The 19,018-nt window shown below is 59.7% G+C and carries 29 protein-coding genes and 1 pseudogene; 24 read left to right on the plus strand and 6 right to left on the minus strand.

The features are described from left to right. The 13 genes and pseudogenes from JAO85_RS23750 to JAO85_RS23810 all read left to right on the plus strand — a co-directional run. Positions 1–114, plus strand: a pseudogene (locus tag JAO85_RS23750) (elongation factor Tu); the annotation flags it as partial. Between the two features lie 25 nt (positions 115–139). Beyond that, positions 140–451: a 30S ribosomal protein S10 gene (gene rpsJ / locus JAO85_RS23755; protein WP_003059431.1), complete on the plus strand. Its 312-nt coding sequence runs from the start codon at positions 140–142 to the stop codon at positions 449–451. A 200-nt stretch (positions 452–651) separates the two neighbouring features. Beyond that, positions 652–1,326: a 50S ribosomal protein L3 gene (gene rplC, locus JAO85_RS23760; protein ID WP_003059417.1), complete on the plus strand. Its 675-nt coding sequence runs from the start codon at positions 652–654 to the stop codon at positions 1,324–1,326. Beyond that, on the plus strand, positions 1,326–1,949 hold the full coding sequence (gene rplD, locus JAO85_RS23765; protein WP_003065421.1) for a 50S ribosomal protein L4: 624 nt from the start codon (positions 1,326–1,328) through the stop codon (positions 1,947–1,949). Before rplC ends, rplD begins: the two co-directional genes overlap by 1 nt. Further along, a complete protein-coding gene (gene rplW, locus JAO85_RS23770; RefSeq protein ID WP_003059415.1) occupies positions 1,946–2,260 on the plus strand; it encodes a 50S ribosomal protein L23 in 315 nt (104 codons plus the stop codon). The genes rplD and rplW overlap by 4 nt, the downstream gene beginning before the upstream one ends. A gap of 2 nt (positions 2,261–2,262) precedes the next feature. Continuing rightward, the gene (gene rplB, locus JAO85_RS23775) at positions 2,263–3,087 is read left to right on the plus strand and encodes a 50S ribosomal protein L2 (protein WP_003059414.1); all 825 of its coding nucleotides are present in this window, start codon (positions 2,263–2,265) and stop codon (positions 3,085–3,087) included. Between the two features lie 10 nt (positions 3,088–3,097). Beyond that, on the plus strand, positions 3,098–3,373 hold the full coding sequence (rpsS, locus tag JAO85_RS23780) for a 30S ribosomal protein S19 (protein WP_003059413.1): 276 nt from the start codon (positions 3,098–3,100) through the stop codon (positions 3,371–3,373). A 10-nt stretch (positions 3,374–3,383) separates the two neighbouring features. Next, positions 3,384–3,716, plus strand: coding sequence for a 50S ribosomal protein L22 (gene rplV, locus JAO85_RS23785; RefSeq protein WP_003059408.1), 333 nt, complete (start codon positions 3,384–3,386; stop codon positions 3,714–3,716). 16 nt (positions 3,717–3,732) lie between these two features. Then, positions 3,733–4,602: a 30S ribosomal protein S3 gene (rpsC, locus tag JAO85_RS23790; RefSeq protein WP_003059406.1), complete on the plus strand. Its 870-nt coding sequence runs from the start codon at positions 3,733–3,735 to the stop codon at positions 4,600–4,602. Between the two features lie 2 nt (positions 4,603–4,604). Beyond that, positions 4,605–5,021, plus strand: a complete 417-nt coding sequence (gene rplP, locus JAO85_RS23795; RefSeq protein ID WP_003059405.1) for a 50S ribosomal protein L16 — start codon at positions 4,605–4,607, stop codon at positions 5,019–5,021. 10 nt (positions 5,022–5,031) lie between these two features. Beyond that, on the plus strand, positions 5,032–5,229 hold the full coding sequence (gene rpmC, locus JAO85_RS23800) for a 50S ribosomal protein L29 (protein WP_003059403.1): 198 nt from the start codon (positions 5,032–5,034) through the stop codon (positions 5,227–5,229). A 9-nt stretch (positions 5,230–5,238) separates the two neighbouring features. Next, positions 5,239–5,508, plus strand: coding sequence for a 30S ribosomal protein S17 (gene rpsQ / locus JAO85_RS23805; protein ID WP_003059401.1), 270 nt, complete (start codon positions 5,239–5,241; stop codon positions 5,506–5,508). A 117-nt stretch (positions 5,509–5,625) separates the two neighbouring features. Beyond that, positions 5,626–6,132: a peroxiredoxin gene (locus tag JAO85_RS23810; RefSeq protein ID WP_039050690.1), complete on the plus strand. Its 507-nt coding sequence runs from the start codon at positions 5,626–5,628 to the stop codon at positions 6,130–6,132. A 116-nt stretch (positions 6,133–6,248) separates the two neighbouring features. Here the strand turns inward: JAO85_RS23810 and JAO85_RS23815 are convergent, their stop codons facing one another. Beyond that, the gene (locus JAO85_RS23815; protein WP_003065419.1) at positions 6,249–6,737 is read right to left on the minus strand and encodes a GNAT family N-acetyltransferase; all 489 of its coding nucleotides are present in this window, start codon (positions 6,735–6,737) and stop codon (positions 6,249–6,251) included. An 83-nt stretch (positions 6,738–6,820) separates the two neighbouring features. Further along, the gene (locus tag JAO85_RS23820; RefSeq protein WP_237734981.1) at positions 6,821–7,525 is read right to left on the minus strand and encodes a DUF4017 family protein; all 705 of its coding nucleotides are present in this window, start codon (positions 7,523–7,525) and stop codon (positions 6,821–6,823) included. Between the two features lie 137 nt (positions 7,526–7,662). Here JAO85_RS23820 and JAO85_RS23825 point away from each other — a divergent pair, with 137 nt between their 5' ends. Further along, positions 7,663–8,109: a cytochrome c gene (locus JAO85_RS23825; RefSeq protein WP_003065417.1), complete on the plus strand. Its 447-nt coding sequence runs from the start codon at positions 7,663–7,665 to the stop codon at positions 8,107–8,109. A 196-nt stretch (positions 8,110–8,305) separates the two neighbouring features. Here the strand turns inward: JAO85_RS23825 and JAO85_RS23830 are convergent, their stop codons facing one another. Continuing rightward, positions 8,306–8,818 (minus strand): TlpA disulfide reductase family protein, encoded by a 513-nt coding sequence (locus JAO85_RS23830; protein WP_039050689.1) that lies wholly within the window; start codon positions 8,816–8,818, stop codon positions 8,306–8,308. Positions 8,819–8,969: 151 nt separating this feature from the next. On the opposite strand from JAO85_RS23830, the gene JAO85_RS23835 reads away from it, so the two are divergent. The 5 genes from JAO85_RS23835 (at position 8,970) to JAO85_RS23855 (ending at position 13,397) form a co-directional block, all read left to right on the plus strand. Beyond that, positions 8,970–9,533 (plus strand): hypothetical protein, encoded by a 564-nt coding sequence (locus JAO85_RS23835; RefSeq protein WP_054073293.1) that lies wholly within the window; start codon positions 8,970–8,972, stop codon positions 9,531–9,533. Positions 9,534–9,630: 97 nt separating this feature from the next. Further along, positions 9,631–10,086 carry a PTS sugar transporter subunit IIA gene (locus JAO85_RS23840; protein WP_003065414.1) on the plus strand — a complete coding sequence of 152 codons (456 nt, stop codon included), beginning with the start codon at positions 9,631–9,633 and terminating at the stop codon, positions 10,084–10,086. Then, on the plus strand, positions 10,055–10,324 hold the full coding sequence (locus tag JAO85_RS23845) for an HPr family phosphocarrier protein (protein ID WP_034359051.1): 270 nt from the start codon (positions 10,055–10,057) through the stop codon (positions 10,322–10,324). Before JAO85_RS23840 ends, JAO85_RS23845 begins: the two co-directional genes overlap by 32 nt. A gap of 205 nt (positions 10,325–10,529) precedes the next feature. Then, entirely contained in the window at positions 10,530–12,305 is a 1,776-nt protein-coding gene (ptsP, locus tag JAO85_RS23850; protein ID WP_202789163.1) for a phosphoenolpyruvate--protein phosphotransferase, read from the plus strand. A gap of 42 nt (positions 12,306–12,347) precedes the next feature. Beyond that, on the plus strand, positions 12,348–13,397 hold the full coding sequence (locus JAO85_RS23855) for a DUF1963 domain-containing protein (protein ID WP_202789164.1): 1,050 nt from the start codon (positions 12,348–12,350) through the stop codon (positions 13,395–13,397). Between the two features lie 487 nt (positions 13,398–13,884). Here JAO85_RS23855 and lipA read toward each other — a convergent pair whose 3' ends face one another. From lipA to JAO85_RS23870, 3 genes are read right to left on the minus strand one after another with little or no spacing between them, the layout of a single operon-like run. Further along, positions 13,885–14,865 (minus strand): lipoyl synthase, encoded by a 981-nt coding sequence (gene lipA, locus JAO85_RS23860; protein WP_003059385.1) that lies wholly within the window; start codon positions 14,863–14,865, stop codon positions 13,885–13,887. A 10-nt stretch (positions 14,866–14,875) separates the two neighbouring features. After that, entirely contained in the window at positions 14,876–15,568 is a 693-nt protein-coding gene (lipB, locus tag JAO85_RS23865) for a lipoyl(octanoyl) transferase LipB (RefSeq protein WP_046462156.1), read from the minus strand. Positions 15,569–15,609: 41 nt separating this feature from the next. Beyond that, the gene (locus JAO85_RS23870) at positions 15,610–15,927 is read right to left on the minus strand and encodes a YbeD family protein (protein ID WP_003065410.1); all 318 of its coding nucleotides are present in this window, start codon (positions 15,925–15,927) and stop codon (positions 15,610–15,612) included. Positions 15,928–16,305: 378 nt separating this feature from the next. Here JAO85_RS23870 and JAO85_RS23875 point away from each other — a divergent pair, with 378 nt between their 5' ends. The 5 genes from JAO85_RS23875 to JAO85_RS23895 are packed head-to-tail and all read left to right on the plus strand — an operon-like array spanning position 16,306 to position 19,004. After that, positions 16,306–16,770 (plus strand): ATP synthase subunit I, encoded by a 465-nt coding sequence (locus JAO85_RS23875; protein WP_003065409.1) that lies wholly within the window; start codon positions 16,306–16,308, stop codon positions 16,768–16,770. A 14-nt stretch (positions 16,771–16,784) separates the two neighbouring features. After that, positions 16,785–17,648 carry a F0F1 ATP synthase subunit A gene (atpB, locus tag JAO85_RS23880; protein WP_003065408.1) on the plus strand — a complete coding sequence of 288 codons (864 nt, stop codon included), beginning with the start codon at positions 16,785–16,787 and terminating at the stop codon, positions 17,646–17,648. 46 nt (positions 17,649–17,694) lie between these two features. Beyond that, the gene (atpE, locus tag JAO85_RS23885) at positions 17,695–17,946 is read left to right on the plus strand and encodes a F0F1 ATP synthase subunit C (protein ID WP_003059376.1); all 252 of its coding nucleotides are present in this window, start codon (positions 17,695–17,697) and stop codon (positions 17,944–17,946) included. Positions 17,947–17,981: 35 nt separating this feature from the next. After that, positions 17,982–18,452, plus strand: coding sequence for a F0F1 ATP synthase subunit B (locus JAO85_RS23890; protein ID WP_003065405.1), 471 nt, complete (start codon positions 17,982–17,984; stop codon positions 18,450–18,452). Positions 18,453–18,464: 12 nt separating this feature from the next. Beyond that, positions 18,465–19,004 (plus strand): F0F1 ATP synthase subunit delta, encoded by a 540-nt coding sequence (locus JAO85_RS23895; protein WP_003065404.1) that lies wholly within the window; start codon positions 18,465–18,467, stop codon positions 19,002–19,004. The last annotated feature ends 14 nt before the right edge of the window (positions 19,005–19,018 follow it).

Consider the following 19,018-nt stretch of genomic DNA (forward strand, 5'->3'; position numbering starts at 1 on the left):
TCGATCACTGTGAAGCTGATCTCCCCCATCGCCATGGAAGAAGGTCTGCGCTTCGCTATCCGCGAAGGTGGTCGTACCGTTGGTGCCGGTGTGGTTGCCACGATCATTGCCTAATTCTTAGAAAAGCTAGGAATTAACAATGTCTAAGCAAAAAATCCGCATCCGTCTGAAGGCTTTCGATTACAAGCTGATCGACCAGTCTGCAGCCGAAATCGTTGATACCGCCAAGCGTACCGGCGCCATCGTCAAGGGTCCCGTGCCCCTGCCGACACGCATGAAGCGCTTCGACATCCTGCGTTCGCCTCACGTCAACAAGACCAGCCGTGACCAGTTCGAAATCCGTACGCACCAGCGTCTGATGGACATCGTGGATCCGACTGACAAGACTGTTGACGCTCTGATGAAGCTGGACCTGCCCGCAGGTGTGGACGTCGAGATCAAACTGCAATAAGAGTTTTGGAGGCCTCGCAAGAGGCTTTTAAGGGTCTTTGTTTAACGCGAACTTGCTTGAAAAAGCAGTTCGCGTTAAAATTTGGAGCTTCGCCTTTGATGCGAAGTTTTATTAACCTTCTTTTGTGTGCTAGGCATGATTGCTAAGGCACAACGCTGGGCCAATTGCAGTTTCAGCGGCAAAAGTTTTGGAGCAAACAAATGAGTCTGAGCAACTCCCTGGGGTTGCTGGGTCGCAAGGTGGGCATGATGCGTCTGTTCACTGATGATGGGGACGCAGTGCCTGTCACAGTGGTGGATGTTTCTAACAACCGCGTGACTCAGGTCAAAACCCAAGAGAACGATGGCTATGTGGCCCTGCAGGTCACTTTCGGTGCACGCAAGGCTTCTCGCGTGACCAAGCCTCAAGCCGGCCACCTCGCCAAGGCGGGTGTCGAAGCCGGTGAAGTGACCCGTGAATTCCGCGTGACTGATGAAACCGCTGGCAAGTATGCCGCTGGTGCCGTTCTGCCTGTGGCAGAGCTGTTCAGCGTTGGCCAGAAGGTGGACGTGCAAGGCACCTCCATCGGTAAGGGTTACGCCGGCACGATCAAGCGCCACAACTTCAGTTCGCAGCGCGCTTCGCACGGTAACAGCCGTTCGCACAATGTTCCCGGTTCTATCGGTATGGCACAAGACCCCGGTCGCGTGTTCCCCGGTAAGCGTATGACTGGCCACATGGGCGACGAAACCGTCACTACTCAAAACCTCGACGTGGTTCGTATCGACGAAGCACGCCAACTGCTGTTGATCAAGGGTGCCATTCCTGGTGCCAAGGGTGGCTTCGTTTCCGTGCGCCCCGCGATCAAGGCTAAAGCTTCCAAAGGAGCGAACTAATGCAGCTCGAACTCCTGAATGAACAAGGCCAGGCCGCTTCCAAGGTGGAAGCTCCCGAGACTGTGTTCGGTCGTGAATTCAACGAAGATCTGGTCCACCAGCTGGTGACTGCCTACCGTGCCAACGCACGTCAAGGCACTCGCGCCCAGAAGGACCGTGAACAAGTGCGTCACACCACTGCCAAGCCTTTCAAGCAAAAGGGTACAGGCCGTGCACGTGCTGGTATGTCCTCCTCGCCTCTGTGGCGTGGCGGCGGTCGCATCTTCCCCAATCTGCCCGAAGAAAACTTCTCGCAGAAGATCAACAAGAAGATGTACCGCGCCGGTATGGCTTCCATCCTGTCTCAGCTGGCCCGCGAAGGCCGTCTGGCAGTTGTGGAATCCCTGACGCTGGATACCCCCAAGACCAAGGTGCTGGCAGACAAGTTCAAGGCTATGAACCTGTCTTCGTCGGTGATGGTGATCGCTGAAGAAATCGACGAGAACCTGTACCTGGCATCCCGCAATCTGAAGAACGTGTTCGTGGTTGAGCCGCGCTATGCAGACCCCGTGTCGCTGGTGCACTACAAGAAAGTGCTCGTCACCAAGGGTGCGATCGACAAACTCAAGGAGATGTTCGCATGAGCACTACCAAGTTTGACGAAGGTCGTCTGATGCAAGTGCTGGTCGCTCCCATCGTGTCCGAAAAGGCCACTCTGGTTGCTGAAAAGTCCAATGCTGTGACATTCAAGGTGCTGCAGAACGCTACCAAGCCCGAAATCAAGGCCGCTGTGGAATTGATGTTCAAGGTTGAAGTGGCTGGCGTGTCTGTGGTGAACACCAAGGGCAAGACCAAGCGCTTTGGCAAGACCGTGGGCCGTCGCGACAATGTGCGCAAGGCATACGTGATGCTCAAGCCCGGTCAAGAGCTGAACCTGTCTGGGGAGGCTGCGTAATCATGGCTGTTATCAAGCTCAAACCTACGACCCCCGGCCAACGCGGCGCGGTGAAGGTTACTCGCGACCACCTGCACAAGGGTGAGGGTTTTGCCCCCCTGCTGGAAGCTCAATTCCAGAAGGCCGGTCGTAATAACAACGGTCACATCACAACTCGCCACAAGGGCGGTGGTCACAAGCACCACTACCGTGTGGTGGACTTCAAGCGCAACAAGGACGGTATCCCCGCCAAGGTTGAGCGCATTGAATACGACCCCAACCGTACTGCCCACATCGCTCTGGTGTGCTACGCAGACGGCGAGCGTCGCTACGTCATTGCTCCTCGCAACCTGGAAGTCGGCGCTACCATCATCAGCGGCTCCGAAGCTCCTATCCGCGTGGGCAACACCCTGCCTATCCGCAACATCCCCGTGGGCTCGACCATCCACTGCATCGAACTGAAGATCGGTGCCGGTGCTCAGATCGCTCGCTCGGCTGGTACCTCCGCCACTCTGCTGGCTCGCGAAGGCATCTACGCTCAAGTGCGTATGCGTTCGGGCGAAGTCCGCAAGGTGCACATCGAGTGCCGCGCCACCATCGGTGAAGTTGCCAACGAAGAACACAGCCTGCGCCGTCTGGGCAAGGCCGGTGTGAAGCGTTGGATGGGTATTCGTCCTACCGTCCGCGGTACGGTCATGAACCCTGTCGACCACCCGCACGGTGGTGGTGAAGGTAAGACCGGTGAAGGCCGTCACCCAGTTGACCCATGGGGCAATCTGACGAAGGGCTACCGCACCCGTAACAACAAGCGCACACAGACCATGATCGTGTCGCGCCGTAAGAAGTAAGGGGTAGCAAATGACTCGTTCTCTTAAAAAGGGTCCGTTTGTTGACCATCACTTGCTGGCCAAGGTCGAAAAGGCCATCGCCACCAAGGACAAGAAGCCAGTGAAGACCTGGTCGCGTCGCTCCATGGTCCTGCCCGAGTTCATCGGTCTGACCATCGCCGTGCACAACGGCAAGCAACACGTGCCGGTTTATGTGACTGACCAGATGGTTGGCCACAAGCTGGGTGAATTCGCGCTGACTCGTACCTTCAAGGGTCACCCTGCGGACAAGAAAGCCAAGAAGTAAGGAATAGAACATGTCTGAAACACGTGCTGTTCTCCGTGGCGTCCGCCTGTCTGTTGACAAGGGTCGCCTGGTCGCGGATCTGATCCGCGGCAAGAAGGTGGATCAAGCTCTGAACATTCTCCAGTTCACGCAGAAAAAAGCTGCAGTGATCGTGAAGAAGGTTCTGGAATCCGCTATCGCCAACGCTGAGCACAACGACGGCGCCGATATCGACGAACTGAAGGTCAAGACCATCTACGTCGAGCAAGGCACTACGCTCAAGCGTTTCACTGCTCGCGCCAAGGGCCGCGGCAACCGCATCAGCAAGCCTACCTGCCACATCTACGTGACAGTGGGTAACTGAGGCCTTAAGGAAGAATATGGGACAGAAAATCCATCCTACCGGCTTCCGTCTGGCGGTGAGCCGCAACTGGGCAAGCCGCTGGTACGCTAGCAACCGTGACTTCGCCGGCATGCTGGCCGAAGACATCAAGGTGCGCGAGTACCTGAAGGCCAAGCTGAAGAACGCCGCCGTGGCTCGCGTTCTGATCGAGCGTCCTGCCAAGAACGCCCGCATCACCATTTTCTCGGCTCGTCCGGGCGTGGTGATCGGCAAGAAGGGTGAAGACATCGAAGCCCTGAAGAAGGAACTCGCTGCTCGCCTGGGCGTGCCCGTGGCTGTGAACATCGAAGAAGTGCGCAAGCCTGAAATCGATGCCAAGCTGATCGCTGACTCCATCTGCCAACAGCTGGAAAAGCGCATCATGTTCCGCCGCGCCATGAAGCGTGCCATGCAGAACGCCATGCGTCTGGGTGCTCAAGGCATCAAGATCATGTCTTCCGGTCGTCTGAACGGTATCGAAATCGCTCGTACCGAGTGGTACCGCGAAGGCCGCGTGCCTCTGCACACTCTGCGTGCCGACATCGACTACGGCTTCTCCGAAGCCAAGACGACTTACGGCATCATCGGCGTGAAGGTCTGGGTCTACAAGGGTGACACCCTGGGCCGCAACGATCTGCCCGCCGTGGAAACGCCCCGTCCTGAAGACGAGCGTCGTCCTCGTGGTCCCCGTCGTGACGGTCGCCGTGATGGCCGTGATGGCGCTGGCCGTGGTGGCCGTCGTCCCGCAGGCACCAATGCCGCTCCTGCCGATGGCAGCGACAAGCCTGCTGGCGCTGGTGCTGATTCCGTTAAGCGCGTTCGTAAGGCCGACGCGCCCGCTACAGCAGCGGACGGTAAAGGAGAATAAACATGCTGCAACCTGCACGCCGCAAGTTCCGTAAGGAACAAAAAGGCCGCAACACCGGCATCGCTACCCGTGGCAACTCCGTTGCCTTCGGCGATTTCGGTTTGAAGTCTACTGACCGTGGTCGTCTGACCGCACGCCAGATCGAAGCTGCACGTCGTGCAATTTCCCGTCACGTCAAGCGTGGTGGTCGTATCTGGATCCGCGTGTTCCCGGACAAGCCCATCTCTACCAAGCCCGCCGAAGTGCGTATGGGTAACGGTAAGGGCAACCCCGAGTACTACGTGGCCGAAATCCAGCCCGGCAAGGTGATCTACGAAATCGTGGGTGTGCCTGAAGAGCTGGCCCGTGAAGCGTTCCGCCTGGCTGCTGCAAAGCTGCCTCTGCGCACGACCTTCGTGTCCCGTCACATTGGTGCTTAAGGAGATCAACATGACGAAATCTGCTGAACTCCGCCAAAAAGACGTGGCTGGTCTGGAAGCTGAAGTGAAGTCCCTGCAAAAGGCTCACTTCGGTCTGCGCATGCAAAAGGCCACGCAACAACTGGGCAACACTGCGACCATCAAGGCTACACGCCGTGACATCGCTCGTGCCAAGACCATCCTTGCTGAAAAGCAAGCCGCCAAGTAAGGAGCCGACATGACGGAAGCTAAAACATCCCTCAAGCGCACCTTGATTGGCAAGGTGGTCAGCGACAAGCGTGCCAAGACTGTGACCGTTCTGGTGGAACGCCGCGTCAAGCACCCCATCTACGACAAGATCATGATCAAGTCGAGCAAGTACCACGCTCACGACGAGCAAGGTGAGTACAAGCTGGGTGACGTGGTTGAAATCACCGAGAGCCGTCCTCTCTCCAAGACCAAGAACTGGGTTGCTACCCGCTTGGTTCAAAAGGCTGCTCTGGTGTAAGCCTAACCAGGCCCGCCGGCTGCAAAGCCCTTGAAAACGACCCACAATGCTGTGGGTCGTTTTTTTTATTTGGGCCGCCAAGAATGCGGTCCGTGCTTTGCAACAAAGGAGATAGTCATGATTAAAGTTGGTGATGCCCTGCCCGCAGTGACCTTGATGGAATATGTGGAAGTGGAAGGCAATGGCTGCAGCCTTGGTCCCAACCCCGTGAAGCTGCCCGAGGCTCTGGCCGGCAAGACTATTGCCGTGTTTGCCGTGCCCGGCGCATTCACGCCCACCTGCTCCGAAAAGCATCTGCCAGGCTATGTGGCCCAGGCTGAAGAGCTCAAGGCTGCGGGCGTGGACGAAATCTGGTGCCTGGCCGTGAACGATGCTTTCGTGATGGGCGCCTGGGGCCGCGATCAGAAGGTGGCCGGCAAGGTGCGCATGATTGCCGACGGCGATGCGGCATTCGCCAAGGCGACCGGCCTGACACTGGACCTGAACGGCAAGGGTCTGGGCCTGCGCGCCAACCGCTTCTCCATGCTGGTCAAGGACGGCAAGGTTGCGACCCTGAACGTGGAAGCTCCCGGCAAGTTTGAAGTCAGCGATGCCGGCACCATGCTGGCTCAAGCCAAGGCTTGATGGCTGAAGCCCTGAGCCGCTGCGCGCGGGAGTGACGCTCTCGCCGCAAGGCGGCTTTGCGCGGCGTCACAGAAAAAAGGCATTGCCAAACTGGCAATGCCTTTTTGCATTCGGGCTCAGAAAAGGTCGGCCTTGAGGTAGTGTGCGCCTGGAAGCGGATTGTGATAGTAGGGTTCGATGGGCTCGAAGCCCAGGTCCACATACAGCGCGCGGGCAGACTCCATATCGTCCAGTGTGTCGAGCAGCACATGGTCATAGCCAGCCTGGCGGGCAATATCGAGCATGGCTTCGGCCAGTTGACGCCCGAGGCCAAAGCCACGAAAAGCCTTGCGCACGAACAGGCGCTTCATCTCAGCGGCATTGGGGTAGTCCGAGTCGTCAAGAGGACGCAGTGCGCAGCAGCCCGCAATGCTGCCATCCACGCGAGCCAGCAGAATCTGTCCACGGGGCGCAGCATATTCGCCAGGGAGGGCGGCGAGTTCGGATTCGAATCCTTGAAATTCCAGGTCGATGTTCAGGCTGTCCGCATACTCCTGAAAGATCTGGCGCACAGCACCTATTTCCTCCAGGCTGGGCGTCAGCAAGTCCACGGCAGGCTTGTCCACGGCAACTAGGCAATGATGAAAGAAGGCCCAGTGTAGCGGCAAGTGCTTTACATGGTTAAAGCAGCTGCCTGCAGCGTCAGAACTCAGAAAGCAGCACTCTGCCCCAGTTGATGGATCCACCAGGAAAGAGAGCTTGCCACCACGGCCAGCAGCGCAGCCAGAACCCGGGTGCTGGCGGTGTCGCGGCTCGCAGCAACGGGCTCCTCCAGCAATTTGTCGCCCGTGACCATGGCCGGGACCAGTTTGTCGCCCTTGAGGCTGTAGCCGATGAGGGCCAGCAGATGCAGTGCGACCAGTGCGTAAATCAGGTACTGGCCCCAGTGGGCGTGGTAGTTGGTGGCCTTGGAGATCAGCTCGCCAGAGACAAAACGCGTCAACGGTCCGCTGAAGGCAATTTCATCATCGCTCATCAGCCCGCTTGCGATTTGCGCTATCAGAACGATTAGCATCGCGATGACCGACAGCGAGCCCAGCGGGTTGTGGCCTGCGCGGTCCTGCGTGGTCGACGCGCCACTGAGATAACGCCTCATGGCTGCCGCAGAAGGGATGAAGCTGCCAAAGCGCGACCAGTACCCGCCCACCAAACCCCAGAGAATGCGAAAGATCAGCAAGGCCAGCACCACCTGTCCCAGCAGCAGATGCCAGTTCATGGCATTGCCGCCCATCTTGGCAGTGACCACCAGGGCCACGATGCAGATTGCCAGCAGCCAGTGAAACAGGCGGGTGGGCAGGTCCCAGATCCGAATTCTGTGGATTTCCGTGGAGGCTTGTGTGGCGGACTCTGTCATGGCTTTTTCATGGCTGATGGACCCGGACATTGTGCCCTGGCAAGGCTGCAAGCCCAAATCGCGGCCTTTGGGTGACTCTGCCATACTGGTCAGGCAGCCGCCTGCGGCTGGCTGCAGAACCAAGAAAGGATACCCCGATGAAAGCTTTTTCCACTCTGGCATTCGCTGCTGTGGTTGCCACCGTGGCCCTGCCTGCCTCGGCACAGTTCGCCAAGGCTGAAGATGCCATCAAATACCGCCAGAGCGCGTTGAGCGTGCTGGGCACGCATTTCGGTCGCCTAGGCGCCATGGCCAATGGCAAGATGCCCTTTGATGCCAAGAGCGCGCAGGAAAGTGCGGAAATTGTGGCCTTCATGTCCAAGCTGCCCTGGGCCGGCTTCGGCGCCGGCACCGAAGGCGGCAAGGCCAAACCTGAGGTGTGGAAGGAGCAGGCCAAGTTCCATGATCTGTCGGGCAAGATGGAAGCAGAAGTCGTCAAGCTCAACGCTGCCGCCAAGACCGGAAATCTGGACAATCTCAAGACGGCTTTCGGCCCGGCCGCCAATAGTTGCAAGAGCTGCCACGACAGCTTCCGGAATAAGTAGCCCCCTGAGCCGCTGCGCGGCTTCCCCAGGGGACAGCATCTTCGCCGCGGAGCGGCCCTTGCTCGATGCTCCAGGCATGAAAAAACCGACCAATGGTCGGTTTTTTGTGAGCTGCTGTCGCTTGCTATTTCTATGTTTTAGGCACTTTTGATGTTGAAGTGACCTGCTGTCAAGCGCTGTGAGCTATGGTTTTTAATCAAGCTGCAGCCGGTTCTGCCAGCAGCTTCTCGATCAGCTTGTGCAGTTGCTCAAAGTCGGGTGCGCCGATATAGCGCTTCACGATCTCGCCGCGCTTGTTGACGATGAAGGTGGTGGGGGTGAGTTGCACATCGCCCCATGCCTTGGCCACGTTGCCGGTGTTGTCCAGCGCGACCTGGAAGGGCAGCTTGCGCGATTCGACGAAGTTCACGACATAGCTGGGCGGGTCGTAGCTCATGGCCACGGCCAGGGTGTCAAAGCCCTTGCCCTGGTACTTCTGGTAGGTGCTGATGATCTCGGGCATCTCTGCCACGCAGGTGGTGCAGCTGGTGGCCCAGAAGTTCACCAGCGTCACCCTGCCCTTGAGGTCGGCGGTGGTTTTCTGGCTGCCGTCCAGCAGCACAAAGGTGGATTGCGGCGCCGCGGCTTGCCCTGCGCCCGAATACACCCAGGCCCCGACGCCGATGACGGCGGCCGCCACAATGCCTGCGATCCAATGTTTGCTTGCCATAGAGATTGATTGTGCACAAATCTTCAGCACCTTGCTGATCAGTGGGTTGGTGTGTCAAACACGCCGAAAGTTCAGTTCTTACTGCTTGACCCACGGGTCAACCCTAGGCTTGCGTGACAAGTCGGGCCCGTGCCGCTGCCGATAATGGGCCATGAAGAAAACCGGACTCTGGGCTGCGACGCTACTGGTCAGCGGTGCGCTGCTGGGCGCCTGCAGCCCGGCACTGAACTGGCGTACCACCCAGCTCAAGGATGCGCCGCTGCAAGCACTCTTGCCCTGCGATGCGCAGACGGCCAGCCGCCCTGTCGATCTGGGCCTGGGCCAGGTGCCGCTGTCGGTGGTGGGCTGCGAGGCCCGGGGCGCGACCTATGCGGTATCGCATTTTGCCGTGGCCGAGCCCGCCCGCGCGGCCGAGGCTCTGACGTTCTGGCAGCAGGCGGTGCTCAAGCAGCTGAAGTCGGCAGACGGCGTCGCGACAAAGCTCAATGTCAAGGGAGACGGTCCATGGGTGCCCAAGGGGGCGCTGAATCTGCCGCAGTCCTTGCGCATCACGTTCGAAGGCCAGGGCCCGAGCGGACAGAAGGTGGTGGGGCATGGCCTCTGGTTCGCTCGCCTGGAAGGCGGCGGCGCCAGGGTCTATCACGCGGTGATTTACGCTGACAAGGCCATGCCTGCAGAGGCCGAGCTGTTTTTCTCGGGCCTGCAGTTGCAATAAGCCCGCATCCAGATCATGACCCTTTCGCTTCATCCACCTCATTGCCCTTGTTGACGGCGGCGACAAGCCATAATTTGCTATCAAGAACTGTGACTACATGACCACGCGCATTCTTTTGCTCACTCACGCTCCTCTGGCCGCTGCATTGCGCGAATGCGCGCTGCATGTGTTTGCCGATAGCGCTGACGACTTGCTGGCCCTGGACGTGCCTTCCGATGAGGCGCCCGAGGCCACGCTGGAGCGTGCCCTGGCCATGCTGGTGGCGCATGGCGGGCTGGATGCACCGACACTGGTGCTGACCGATCTGTTCGGTGCCACACCCTGTAACGTGGCCCAGCGTCTCACGGGCCTGTTGCAGGCCAGGCTGGTGGCGGGCGTGAACCTTCCCATGCTTTTGCGCTCCATAGGCTATCGGCATGAGCCGCTGGATGCCCTGGTTTCGCGGGCCATGGTGGGCGGCAGCCAAGGAGTGATGCAGGTAGCCGGCAGTTCCCGACAAAATCAAAGCGCACGACCTTCCAATGATCAAGACCAATATCACCATCAGCAATAAATTGGGCCTGCATGCCCGTGCATCGGCCAAGCTCACCAAGCTGGCCGGCAGCTTCCCCTGCGAGGTCTGGCTGACCAAGGGCGAGCGCCGCGTCAATGCCAAGAGCATCATGGGCGTGATGATGCTGGCGGCAGGCATAGGCTCCGAGCTGGAGCTGGAAACCGATGGCGCACAGGAGCAGGAAGCCACGGATGCGTTGGTGGCCCTGATCAACGACAAGTTTGGCGAAGGCCAGTAAAGGCTGCTTCACCTGTGCCGCGGCTTGACCGCGCGCAGGTGGCAGCTTGACGATTAGCTCTTTTGATAGCAGGCAGGGTCTTGCTGTCAATGAAGTAGAGCAGCTTTGATGCTGTAGTGCAGCGATAGTTGGCGCTGACTGCTGCAAAAACAAGAGCAAGAAGCAAGCAAAAAGCAATCGCGAAATTCGCGAAAGGGCATTCGCTATGACATTTGCCATCCACGGCCTGGCCGTCTCCCGAGGGGTTGCCATCGGGCGCGCGGTCGTTGTGGCCTCCAGTCGCATGGAGGTGGTGCACTACTTCATCCGGCCCGATCAGGTGGAGTCGGAGATCCAGCGTGCCCGCACGGCACGCAATGCGGTGATTGACGAGTTGCGCCGGCTTCAGGAAGAAATGCCCAAGGATGCGCCTGGCGAGTTGGATGCGCTGCTCGATGTGCATCTGATGCTGCTGCAGGACCAGGCACTGGCCGAGGCCATTCGCAACTGGATCTCCGAGCGTCTCTACAACGCCGAATGGGCGCTGACCACGCAGCTGGAAATCGTCTCGCGCCAGTTCGACGAGATGGACGACGAGTACCTGCGCGAGCGCAAGGCCGATCTGGAGCAGGTCGTGGAGCGCATTCTGCGCCACATGAAGGGCGCGGCCAGTCCGCTTGCGCAGGTTGCACCGCCTTTGGCTCCAATGGGCGCCGTGCCTGCAACCGATGGACAGCAGCTGCCTCTCGACGTCACCACGGAAACCCCGCTGGTGCTGGTGGCGCAGGATCTGTCGCCAGCGGACATGCTGCAGTTCAAGAGCAAGGTCTTTGCGGGCTTCATCACAGCCGTGGGCGGCAAGACCAGCCACACGGCCATCGTCGCGCGCAGCATGGACATTCCGGCCGTGGTTGGCGCGCGGGCCGCAAGCCAGCTGATTCGCCAGGACGACTGGGTCATCATCGACGGCAACGAGGGCGTGGTCATCGTGGACCCCACGCCCATCATCCTGGCGGAGTACAGCTTTCGCCAGCGCCAGACCGAACTGGAGCGCGAGCGCCTGACCCGTCTGCGCTACACGCCGTCCCTCACCATGGATGGGCAGAAGGTGGAGTTGCTGGCCAACATCGAGCAGCCGAGCGACGGGGCGGCGGCCGTGCGGGCTGGCGCTGTTGGCGTGGGGCTGTTCCGTACCGAGTTTCTGTTCATGGGGCGCAGCGGCAATCTGCCTGGCGAGGAAGAGCAGTACCGCGCCTATCGTGAGGCCATAGACGGCATGCAAGGCATGCCGGTCACCATCCGCACGCTGGATGTGGGGGCCGACAAGCCGCTGGACAAGGCTCAGCCCAAGGACTACTACCTCAACCCCGCGCTGGGCCTGCGCGCCATACGCTGGAGTCTGGCCGACCCCGTGATGTTCCGCACCCAGCTGCGCGCCATTCTGCGCGCGGCAGCGCACGGGCAGATCAAGCTGCTGTTTCCCATGCTGGCCCATCGCAGCGAGATCGAGCAGACCCTGGCACAGCTGCGCCAGGCGCAGCATGAGCTCGATGTGCGCGGCGTCGCCTACGGCCCGGTCAAGCTGGGCGCCATGATCGAGATCCCGGCGGCCGCCCTGACGGTACGCAGCTTTCTCCAATATTTCGACTTTCTGTCCATAGGCACCAACGACCTGATCCAGTACACGCTGGCCATTGACCGTGCCGACGAAACCGTGGCCCACCTCTACGACCCCATGCATCCGGCCGTGCTGCGCCTGGTGGCGGAGGTCATCGCAGCGGCCAATGCCGCAGGCAAGGAAGTCAGCGTTTGCGGCGAAATGGCCGGTGATCTGAGCATGACCCGGCTGCTTTTGGGCCTGGGGCTGCGCAGCTTTTCCATGCACCCCGCGCAGATTCTGGCCGTCAAGCAGGAGGTGCTGCGTGCGGACTCCAGCAAGCTGGCTCCCTGGGCCTGCGAGGTACTGGGCAGCGAATGTCCTGCGCAGATGCTGGCGCCCTGAAGAACCCAGGGAGCGGCCTCGAGGCAGGCAGAAAAGGGATGGATGAATTACGCACATTCGCAGGAAATCGCCCGTGCGCTTGAGCCGGTGCTGGAAGATGCAGCGCTTGCGCAGCAACTGGCTGCACAAGCCAGGCCGGCCGTGTGGCTGCAGACCACAGCGGTGGAGGATGAAGCGGAGATTGCGTTCGGCAGCACCAAGTTTGGCGGCTGTCCCGACCTGCCAGCCGGTGTGGCCTGGCCCGAGCGAGGGCGCTATCCGGACCATGAGCAGCGGGTGAAGCCCCATCGCGAAGACAGCCTTGCTCCCGACAGCCGCTGGCGATGGGCCAGACCCGAGCAAGTACTGCTGTTTCGCAAAGAGGCCTTGCAGCACGTCGCAAGGCTTGAAAGCACTTTTCCGCTGAGCTTTGTGGCGCAGATCAACTTCGCCGAAGCCCGCTCCGCCGGGACTCTGGATGCGGATTTCCCCGAGTCCGGGCTGCTGTCCGTCTTCTACGACCTGATGGAGCAGCCCTGGGGTTTCAATCCTGCCGATGCCTGTGCGCTGAAGCTGATTTTCTCCGAGGGCGATGCCGAGCTCGAGCGGCGCCCGCAGCCGCCGGCGCTGCTAGAGCTGCCCGATCATTGCCGGCTCGCACCTATGGCCTGCGAACTGCATGCCTGCGTCACGGCCTTGCCCCTGGAGAGCGCTCAGTGGGATTCGCAGGGCCTGGCACTTGACGAAGAGCAGCGTGACCGCTTTGTCGAATGGTGGTTCGATGACGCACAAAACGCTGCCAGCAGCGGTGGAGAGGACAGCGGCTGCCATCGCATCGGCGGCTGGCCCACGCCTGTCCAGGGTGATATGCAGACCGAATGCGCGTTGGTGGCTGCGGGGCATTACTGCGGTAATGGCGAGGCCTACGCGGACGAGGCCACGCGGGCCGTACGCGATACCGCAACGCAGTGGCTGTTGCTGCTGCAGATCGGCAGCGATGAAAAAGGCGGCATGGGCTGGGGCGATGGAGGCCAGGTCTATCTGTGGATGCGCCGCGACGACCTGCGCGCACGTCGCTTCGACCGAGTGCGGCTGGTGCTGCAGTGTTGCTGAGACCCGCCTGCGCCGTGATTGCAGGTGTCAACGGTTGCGAAATGGCCGCAAAACAGGTGTTTGGAGATTTCTTTTTGTGGAAAACGAAAATTAATTGATATTGATTCTCATTTGATGTTACTATCCATCCCAGCTTGCAGCACAGGACTCTGGTGGGGTATCCAGCGCTGCATGGCTCAGTTTCATCGTGGGGCGACTCGTCGGGCCTGTTCAGCCTGCAGTCGTTTTTGCCAGCCAGCGGTTTGCCGGTTAGCCAGGCGTTTTTTCGATGTAAACAGTGGATTATCAAAATTCATAGCTTTTAGCGCATGATCTGCAACGATACTGCTATGAATTGGCTATGTAAGCTTTGCCAGAAAAGCGCAGCAAGCTCCTTATTCAGGAGCTTTATTTTTGGCAAATACTGGAGCGTGCAGTACTGCTCATGGCATCCGGGCATGAAAAAAGCAGCCACAGGGGCTGCTTTTGTGAGTGCTGTCTTCGGTGCTCAGACGCCGGCGGCATGGGCCTGCTGGTCGGCGTGGTAGCTCGAGCGCACCATGGCGCCCACGGCGGCGTGGGTGAAGCCCATCTTGTAGGCCTCCTGCTCGAACATCTTGAAGGTATCGGGGTGCACATAGCGGCGCACGGGCAGGTGGCTGTTGGTGGGCGCCAGATACTGGCCGATGGTCAGCATGTCGATGTTGTGGGCGCGCATATCGCGCATCACCTGCAGGATTTCCTCGTCCGTCTCGCCCAGGCCCACCATGATGCCGCTCTTGGTCGGCACATCGGGGTGCAGTTCCTTGAACTTCTTGAGCAGGTTGAGGCTGAACTGGTAGTCGGAGCCGGGGCGTGCTTCCTTGTACAGGCGCGGCGCGGTTTCCAGATTGTGGTTCATCACATCGGGCGGAGCCGACTTGAGGATTTCCAGCGCGCGGTCGTCACGGCCGCGGAAGTCGGGCACCAGGATCTCGATCTGCGTCTCGGGAGAGAGCTCGCGGATGTTCTTGATGCATTCCACAAAGTGGCCCGAGCCGCCGTCGCGCAGGTCGTCGCGGTCCACGCTGGTGATCACCACGTACTTCAGGCGCAGCGCGGCAATGGTGCGCGCCAGGTTCAGCGGCTCGTTCACGTCCAGCGGATCGGGGCGGCCATGGCCCACGTCGCAGAAGGGGCAGCGGCGCGTGCACTTGTCGCCCATGATCATGAAGGTGGCCGTGCCCTTGCCAAAGCACTCGCCGATATTCGGGCAACTGGCTTCCTCGCAGACCGTGTGCAGATTGTTCTTGCGCAGAATGTCCTTGATCTCGTAGAAGCGCGTGCTGGGGCTGCCGGCCTTGACGCGGATCCATTCCGGCTTTTTGAGGACTTCGGCCTGCTCCACCTTCACGGGGATGCGTGCCAGCTTGGCAGCAGCCTTCTGCTTGGCCAGCGGGTTGTAGTTTTCGGCGGACTGCGCTTCGCGCACGACTTCATTGGTGCTCATGATCTTGCCTTCAGGGTGAGAGACGCGCCTTCAGCTGGCGGCCCAGCACGGATGCGGCCTCGTCCCAGGTTGTCTGTACGCCGATTGTAGAAAGGTCCACCGTCCTCAGCCCTGCGTATCCGCAAGGGTTGATTCGCAAATAAGGTTCCAAATCCATATCGACATTGAGGGCCACTCCGTGGTAGGTGCTGTGGCGGCTGACCTTGATGCCCAGGGCGGCAATCTTGCCCAGACCCTCGAAATGCGGCTCGGGTGCCGGGCTGCCCGGTTCGCGATGTTGCGGACGCTGCTCCAGCATGGCATGGCTGCGCGGATCGTCCAGGCGCACATAGATGCCGGGGGCGCCTGCCACGCGGTGGCCGGTGACGCCGAAATGCTCCAGCGTGCGGATCACCGCATCTTCCAGCCGGTACACATACTCTTTGACGAAGTAGCCCATGCGCTGCAGATCCAGCAGCGGATAGGCCACCACCTGACCGGGGCCGTGATAGGTCACCTGGCCGCCGCGATTGGTGGCCACCACGGGAATATCGCCGGGGTTCAGAACATTTTCAATTTTGCCGGCCAGCCCCTGGGTGAAGTGGGGTGAGTGCTCGCATACCCATACTTCGTCACGTGTGGCCGAGTTGCGTGTGCGCGTGAACTCCTGCATCGCGACCACCGTTGCTTCATAGCCGGTGCGCCCCAGAAAGCGCAGGTCCATGGCTTCGGGGGGCTGCAAGGCGGAAGCAATCGGGCTGTTGCTCACAGCACGACCTTCACCAGGGGGTGAGAGGTCAGTGCGCGGTAGGTATCGTCCAGCTGTTCGCGGCTGGTGGCCGTGATGGTGATGGTCACGCCCAGGTAGTTGCCGCCGGAGCTGGGGCGCAGCTCCACCGTGCTGGCGTCAAAGCTGGGGTCGAATTTTTCGGCGATCTTGGTGATTTCATGCACCAGATGCTCGTTCTTGACGCCCATCACCTTGATGGGGAACTGGCTCGGATACTCGATCAGCGAATCCTTGCGCGGGTCTTCTTGCTGGCCGTTCTCGTTGGCGGCAGATGGGTTGGGCGTGTCGCTCATGAAGAGTCCTTGGCTGGAATGAAAAATTGCCGTTGGTGAAACAGCCGGTCAATGAGTAAGAAAGATTGTGCGCCACGCCGGGCAGCCCTGCGCGCGTGGGCCTAATCCATGGCTTGGCGAGGCCGGCAAACCGGCAAAGCCCCTGGCAGGCGGCAGACAATTCAGGGTAATCAGGTATTTCAATTAGGGCACACTCGCGCCGCACCAAAGCTGAGGGTGGCAGATGTTGTCACTCAGCGACAACCCTCAGGTCTTGTCAAAGACGTTTTGCGCATGACAGTATCAACCCCTATCTAACGACGGGGGTTTTTACTTATAATCAGAGGCTTTGTAAAAAAGTCTTGCCTGGTCAGCGGTGTGAAAGAAAACATGACAAACATGCCCGCTGATTTTCAGGATGAGGACGAAGTCGAAGACTTCAAGCCCCTGACTGCACAAGAAGCCTCTGCATGGCGTTCGCGCTTTCCGCAGGTTTCGGTCTGGCGCATCGTCATCGTTCAGACGCTGGTCGGCGTTATCGTGGCTTTGCTGTCGTGGTTGATGACGGGGCGTGCAGCCGCAGGCTGGTCGGCGGCGTATGGAGCGCTGGCGGTCGTGTTGCCCGCAGCGCTGTTTGCAAGAGGTGTGGTTCGTCAACGGCCGGGAGGTGCCGGGGCGGCCATGGCGGGGATTTTCGGTTGGGAACTGGTGAAGCTGGTGCTGTGCATCGCGATGCTGGCGGCTGCGCCAAAGCTGGTTCCCGATCTCAGTTGGCTGGCGTTGCTGGCCGGTTTGATTGTTGTGATGAAAACGTATTGGGTTGCACTGCTGGTGCGATCCAGTGTCCGAAAAACTGAAGCTTAAGAAGAGAGTTGACGATGGCCGCTGATGCGCACGCCCCAACTGCAAGTGAATACATCGTTCACCACTTGCAACACCTGCAAAACATCAAGCAGAAGTCCGTCATTGATTTCTCAGTCATCAACTACGACTCGATCGTGGTGGCTGGCGTTCTGGGTCTGCTCGGCATCTTCGTGCTCTGGCTGGCAGCCCGCAAGGCGACTTCCGGCGTGCCCGGCCGCTTCCAGGCCGCCGTGGAAATCCTGGTCGAGATGGTGGACAACCAGGCCAAGGCCAATATCCACAACGCCCAATCGCGCAAATTCATCGCTCCTCTGGCACTGACCGTCTTCGTCTGGATCTTCCTGATGAACGCCATGGACATGCTGCCCGTGGATCTGCTGCCCTATCTATGGCAAGGCGCTACCGCCGACGAACACGCCTATCTGCGTGTCGTGCCCACCGCCGACCTGTCCACCACGCTGGGCCTGTCCTTCGCCGTGCTGGTCCTGTGCCTGTTCTACAGCGTCAAGATCAAGGGCATGGGCGGCTGGGCGCATGAACTGGTGACTGCACCGTTCGGCACTTCCAAGAATCCCGTCTTCGCCCTGATCCTGGGCGTGGTGAACCTGCTGATGCAGGTGATTGAATACGTTGCCAAGACCGTGTCGCATGGCATGCGACTGTTCGGCAACATGTACGCTGGTGAGTTGGTGTTCATGCTGATTGCCCTGATGGGTGGTGCGGCGGCTATGTCGCTCTCTGGTGTGTTGCTCCCCGTGGGGCACATCATTGCAGGCTCTATCTGGGCAATCTTCCACATCCTGGTGATTACCCTGCAGGCCTTCATTTTCATGATGCTGACGCTGATTTACCTCGGCCAGGCACATGAAGCTCACTGACCTTTCCCTCTTCAACCTTTCTTTCCTTTAATCCCTAGGAGTCATCATGGAAAACGTTCTCGGTCTCGTCGCTCTGGCTTGTGGTCTGATTGTTGGTCTGGGCGCTATCGGCGCTTCGATCGGTATCGCCCTGATGGGTGGCAAGTTCCTGGAATCTTCGGCACGTCAGCCTGAGCTGATCAACGAACTGCAAACCAAGATGTTCATCTTGGCTGGTCTGATCGACGCCGCCTTCCTGATCGGTGTTGCTATCGCCCTGCTGTTCGCTTTCGCCAACCCCTTCCAACTGGTGGCCTAAGCTCCGATCAACGCCCTAAATAGAAAGGTGTTGCCGTGAGTATCAACGCGACCCTGTTCGTTCAGGCCATTGTTTTCCTGATCCTGGTGCTGTTCACGATGAAACTCGTGTGGCCCCCGATTGCGAAGGCACTGGATGAGCGAGCCCAGAAAATCGCCGATGGCCTCGCTGCTGCCGACAAGGCCAAGACCGAACTGACCGCTGTCAACAAGCGCGTCGAACAGGAATTGGCCCAGACGCGCAACGAAACAGCTTCGCGGCTTGCGGACGCCGAACGCCGCGCCCAGGCCATCATTGAAGAAGCCAAGGCCCGCGCGACAGAAGAAGGCAACAAGATTGTTGCTGCTGCCCGCGCTGAAGCTGACCAGCAAGCCATTGCTGCCCGTGAAGCCCTGCGTGAGCAAGTGGCAGCGCTGGCCGTCAAGGGTGCCGAGCAGATCCTGAAGAAGGAAGTCAATGCCGGTATCCACGCTGATCTGCTGAACCGCCTGAAGACAGAGCTGTAAGGAAAGCAAAAAATGGCAGAACTCGCTACCATTGCCCGCCCTTACGCCGAAGCATTGTTCAAAGCCTGCGCCGACAAGGCTGCAGACTTGAACAGCACTGTCGCTTGGGTGGAGGAATTGGCGGCGATTGCCGCCAATCCGCAATTGCGCCAACTGGCCGACAACCCGAACGTGAGCGACGCGCAAGTGTTCGATCTCATCACGGGTGTGGCCAAGTCGGCATTGCCCGAGTCCGCACGCAACTTCCTGCGTGTGGTCCTCGAAAACGGCCGTCTGGACGTGCTGCCTGAAGTGGCAGCCCAGTTCCGCAGCCTCGTGAACAGCAAGAGCGGCTCTTCGGATGCCGTGGTGTACAGCGCTTTCCCGATTGAGGATGCAGCGCTGGCCGAGCTTGGCGCCACGCTGGAAAAGCGCTTTGGCCGCAAGCTGAATCTCACCGTGAAGCTCGATGAATCGCTGATCGGTGGCGTTCGCGTCGTGGTGGGCGACGAGGTGCTGGACACCTCCGTCAAGGCCCGTCTGGAACAAATGAAAGCGGCCCTCACCGCGTAATGCGCTTGAGGTCT

Source organism: Comamonas sp. NyZ500 (assembly GCF_016772095.1).
Taxonomy (GTDB): Bacteria; Pseudomonadota; Gammaproteobacteria; order Burkholderiales; family Burkholderiaceae_C; genus Comamonas; species Comamonas thiooxydans.

Coding starts and splice junctions, on each gene's coding strand:
- rpsJ (WP_003059431.1), top strand. CDS start 140: ATGTCTAAGCAAAAAATCCGCATCCGTCTGAAGGCTTTCGATTACAAG.
- rplC (WP_003059417.1), top strand. CDS start 652: ATGAGTCTGAGCAACTCCCTGGGGTTGCTGGGTCGCAAGGTGGGCATG.
- rplD (WP_003065421.1), top strand. CDS start 1,326: ATGCAGCTCGAACTCCTGAATGAACAAGGCCAGGCCGCTTCCAAGGTG.
- rplW (WP_003059415.1), top strand. CDS start 1,946: ATGAGCACTACCAAGTTTGACGAAGGTCGTCTGATGCAAGTGCTGGTC.
- rplB (WP_003059414.1), top strand. CDS start 2,263: ATGGCTGTTATCAAGCTCAAACCTACGACCCCCGGCCAACGCGGCGCG.
- rpsS (WP_003059413.1), top strand. CDS start 3,098: ATGACTCGTTCTCTTAAAAAGGGTCCGTTTGTTGACCATCACTTGCTG.
- rplV (WP_003059408.1), top strand. CDS start 3,384: ATGTCTGAAACACGTGCTGTTCTCCGTGGCGTCCGCCTGTCTGTTGAC.
- rpsC (WP_003059406.1), top strand. CDS start 3,733: ATGGGACAGAAAATCCATCCTACCGGCTTCCGTCTGGCGGTGAGCCGC.
- rplP (WP_003059405.1), top strand. CDS start 4,605: ATGCTGCAACCTGCACGCCGCAAGTTCCGTAAGGAACAAAAAGGCCGC.
- rpmC (WP_003059403.1), top strand. CDS start 5,032: ATGACGAAATCTGCTGAACTCCGCCAAAAAGACGTGGCTGGTCTGGAA.
- rpsQ (WP_003059401.1), top strand. CDS start 5,239: ATGACGGAAGCTAAAACATCCCTCAAGCGCACCTTGATTGGCAAGGTG.
- JAO85_RS23810 (WP_039050690.1), top strand. CDS start 5,626: ATGATTAAAGTTGGTGATGCCCTGCCCGCAGTGACCTTGATGGAATAT.
- JAO85_RS23820 (WP_237734981.1), bottom strand. CDS start 7,525: ATGACAGAGTCCGCCACACAAGCCTCCACGGAAATCCACAGAATTCGG.
- JAO85_RS23825 (WP_003065417.1), top strand. CDS start 7,663: ATGAAAGCTTTTTCCACTCTGGCATTCGCTGCTGTGGTTGCCACCGTG.
- JAO85_RS23830 (WP_039050689.1), bottom strand. CDS start 8,818: ATGGCAAGCAAACATTGGATCGCAGGCATTGTGGCGGCCGCCGTCATC.
- JAO85_RS23835 (WP_054073293.1), top strand. CDS start 8,970: ATGAAGAAAACCGGACTCTGGGCTGCGACGCTACTGGTCAGCGGTGCG.
- JAO85_RS23840 (WP_003065414.1), top strand. CDS start 9,631: ATGACCACGCGCATTCTTTTGCTCACTCACGCTCCTCTGGCCGCTGCA.
- JAO85_RS23845 (WP_034359051.1), top strand. CDS start 10,055: ATGATCAAGACCAATATCACCATCAGCAATAAATTGGGCCTGCATGCC.
- ptsP (WP_202789163.1), top strand. CDS start 10,530: ATGACATTTGCCATCCACGGCCTGGCCGTCTCCCGAGGGGTTGCCATC.
- JAO85_RS23855 (WP_202789164.1), top strand. CDS start 12,348: ATGAATTACGCACATTCGCAGGAAATCGCCCGTGCGCTTGAGCCGGTG.
- lipA (WP_003059385.1), bottom strand. CDS start 14,865: ATGAGCACCAATGAAGTCGTGCGCGAAGCGCAGTCCGCCGAAAACTAC.
- lipB (WP_046462156.1), bottom strand. CDS start 15,568: ATGGACCTGCGCTTTCTGGGGCGCACCGGCTATGAAGCAACGGTGGTC.
- JAO85_RS23870 (WP_003065410.1), bottom strand. CDS start 15,927: ATGAGCGACACGCCCAACCCATCTGCCGCCAACGAGAACGGCCAGCAA.
- JAO85_RS23875 (WP_003065409.1), top strand. CDS start 16,306: ATGCCCGCTGATTTTCAGGATGAGGACGAAGTCGAAGACTTCAAGCCC.
- atpB (WP_003065408.1), top strand. CDS start 16,785: ATGGCCGCTGATGCGCACGCCCCAACTGCAAGTGAATACATCGTTCAC.
- atpE (WP_003059376.1), top strand. CDS start 17,695: ATGGAAAACGTTCTCGGTCTCGTCGCTCTGGCTTGTGGTCTGATTGTT.
- JAO85_RS23895 (WP_003065404.1), top strand. CDS start 18,465: ATGGCAGAACTCGCTACCATTGCCCGCCCTTACGCCGAAGCATTGTTC.